This is a genomic window from Mesorhizobium alhagi CCNWXJ12-2, from assembly GCF_000236565.1.
Classification (GTDB): domain Bacteria; phylum Pseudomonadota; class Alphaproteobacteria; order Rhizobiales; family Rhizobiaceae; genus Allomesorhizobium; species Allomesorhizobium alhagi.
In genome coordinates, this window is record NZ_AHAM01000212.1 from 1 (window position 1) to 2,861 (window position 2,861).

Annotated in this window: 3 protein-coding genes; all 3 read left to right on the forward strand. The window is 64.3% G+C overall.

Annotated features, from left to right (window positions below; all coding sequences use genetic code 11):
* Positions 1–286, forward strand: a 286-nt coding sequence (locus MAXJ12_RS38565; protein WP_008838646.1) for a hypothetical protein, incomplete at its 5' end; no start/stop codon positions are given.
* 53 nt (positions 287–339) lie between these two features.
* Complete coding sequence (gene hisS, locus MAXJ12_RS24065) at positions 340–1,956, forward strand: histidine--tRNA ligase (protein ID WP_008838647.1); 1,617 nt, start codon at positions 340–342, stop codon at positions 1,954–1,956.
* A 231-nt stretch (positions 1,957–2,187) separates the two neighbouring features.
* The coding region (locus MAXJ12_RS24070) for an ATP phosphoribosyltransferase regulatory subunit (protein ID WP_008838648.1) at positions 2,188–2,861 on the forward strand (674 nt) is incomplete at its 3' end.

Sequence of the window (2,861 nt, forward strand, 5' to 3'; positions counted from 1 at the left end):
TTCGCTCCTCCTCATCCTGAGCTTGTCGAAGGATGGGGAGCGAAGCAAGCCTCGAAGCACAATCGCCAGGGCGGCAACGCAGCGTGGCAAAGGAGAAGTACGTGCAGGGGACAGTTTACTTTCTTTCCGCAGAAAGGCGGCGGCGGTCGAGGTGTTCGCGCGGGCGGAAAAAAGTAAACTGTCCCCTGCAGCAAACGGGGAGGGCGATGAAGACGCGTTACGCCCTTGTAAGATGGACATAGAGCGCCGTGCCCAAACCCTTGCCGCCCTATGCACCATCGGTTAGGACACCCGCGCCGCCTTTGGCGCACGACATTATCCAGCAAAGCGACAGATCATATGGCCGACACATCATCCCGAACCAAGGCGCGGCAGCCGCGCGGCTTTGTCGACCGCTCGCCGGAAGACATCCGCGCCACCGAGAAGATGACGGCCGCGATCCGCGAGGTTTTCGAGCTCTACGGCTTCGAGCCGGTCGACCAGCCGATGATCGAATACACCGATGCGCTGGGCAAATTCCTTCCAGACCAGGACCGGCCCAACGAGGGCGTGTTCTCGTTCCAAGACGATGACGAGCAGTGGCTGTCGCTGCGCTACGATCTCACCGCGCCGCTCGCCCGCTATGTCGCGGAGAATTACGAGCGCCTGCCAAAACCCTACCGCAGCTACCGCACCGGCTGGGTGTTCCGCAACGAGAAGCCGGGGCCTGGCCGCTTCCGCCAGTTCATGCAGTTCGACGCCGACACGGTCGGCACGCCGGGCGTGGCTGCCGACGCCGAGATGGCCATGATGATGGCCGACGTGATGGAGGCGCTGGGCATCAAGCGCGGCGACTACGTCATCCGCGTCAACAACCGCAAAGTGCTCGACGGCGTGCTGGAGGCGATCGGCCTCGGCGGCGACGAGAACATCGGGCGAAGGCTGACGGTGCTAAGGGCGATCGACAAGCTGGACAAGTTTGGGCCGGAAGGCGTGCGCCTGCTGCTCGGGCCTGGCCGTTGGGACGGTGGCAGGGAAGGCGAGGGGGATTTTACCAAGGGTGCGGGGCTGGATGACGATGGTATCGCGATGATATCCAAATGCTTGTCTGTGGCATCTTCATCCTACCTGATTTCCGACGAGTACGGCGATGTTTCGTCCGCGACTGGACCGGACGATGAATGGATTCAAGTCGATGACGGCAAGCAGGTTCTCTATGACAACGAAGGCGTAATTGGGCGTTTGGAACTCGAGATGCCTTCAAATGCTTTGCTTCAACAAGGACTTAGCGAGTTGGAAGTGATCGCGAATCTCGTCGCGTCAGCCGGATATGGCACCAAACGAATCCGCATCGATCCCTCCGTCGTCCGCGGCCTCGAATACTACACCGGCCCGGTCTACGAAGCCGAATTGCTCGCCGAAATCCCCAATGAAGAGGGAATAATCGTCCGCTTCGGCTCGGTCGGCGGCGGCGGGCGCTATGACGGGCTGGTGTCCCGTTTCGGGGGGGAGCCGGTGCCGGCGACCGGCTTTTCCATCGGCGTCTCGCGCCTGATGACGGCGCTGAAGAATCTCGGCAAGCTAGACATGTCGGACGTGATCGCGCCGGTCGTGGTGCTGGTCATGGACAAGGACACCGAAAGCCTCGGCCGCCACCAGAAGATGGTAGCAAAACTTCGCCAGGCCGGCATCCGCGCCGAAATGTACCTCGGCGGCGCCGGCATGAAGGCGCAGCTCAAATACGCCGACCGCCGCGGCTCGCCTTGCGCGGTTATCCAGGGCGGCGACGAGCGCGCGAAGGGCGAGGTGCAGATCAAGGATTTGATTGAAGGCAAACGCCTGTCGGAGGAGATCACCGACAACGTCGCCTGGCGCGAAGGCCGCCCGGCGCAGGTGACGGTGGCTGAAGGCGAGCTGGTGGAGGCGGTGCGCAGGATTCTGGACGCGCAGACGAAGGATAGGGCGGGTGGCAAGTAACCGACGTGGAACGCCGGCGCTGCCAATTCTCCCTTCTCCCCCTGTGGGAGAAGGTGGCCGAGCGAAGCGAGGTCGGATGAGGGGTGTTGGACGGAGTGCGACGCCGCAGTCAGCACGATTCCAGGCGCTGACCGATATAACGCCCGCAACACCTCGTTTCTTCCAGCACCCCTCATCCGTCGCCTGCGGCGACACCTTCTCCCACAAGGGGAGAAGGGAGGGTTGCCGCCCATGACCCGCTACCCCGCCATCGCCCCGAAAATCCTAAAACTCTTCGCCGAGCGCGGGACGGACCCCGTCGAAGTGGCGGTGCTGCAGCCGGCCGACCCGTTCCTCGATATGGCCGGTGAGGATTTGCGCCGCCGCATTTTCTTGACCGAAAGCGAGACCGGGCAGACGCTCTGCCTCAGACCCGAATTCACCATCCCCGTCTGCCTAGACCACATCAGCTCGCAGGCCGGCACGCCGCGCCGCTACGCCTATCTCGGCGAGGTGTTCCGCCAGCGCCGCGAGGGCCAGGCCGAATTCTTCCAGGCCGGCATCGAAGACCTCGGCGAAAAGAACACGGCGGTAGCCGATGCGCGCTCGGTCGCCGACGCCCACGCGCTGCTCAGGCTCGCGCTGCCCGGCCGTGAGCTGAAGATCACGCTCGGCGACCAGACGATCTTCGAGGCGGTGTTGGCCGCGCTAGGCCTGCCGCGCGGCTGGCGCATGCGGCTCGCCCGAGCCTTCGGGTCAAGCGACATGCTGGCCACGGCACTTGCCGACCTCGCCACGCCGCCGCGCAACAATTCGCTCGCCGAACCGGTCGCCTCGCTCGTCACCGACGGCGATGCCGGCCGGCTGGCCGCCCACATCGCGGCCGGCATGGAAGAGGCCGGCCTGTCGCCATCGGCGGGCCGCAC

What these genes read in the sequence shown, in the direction of transcription:
- hisS (WP_008838647.1), top strand. Translation starts at nt 340, where the DNA reads ATGGCCGACACATCATCCCGAACCAAGGCGCGGCAGCCGCGCGGCTTT.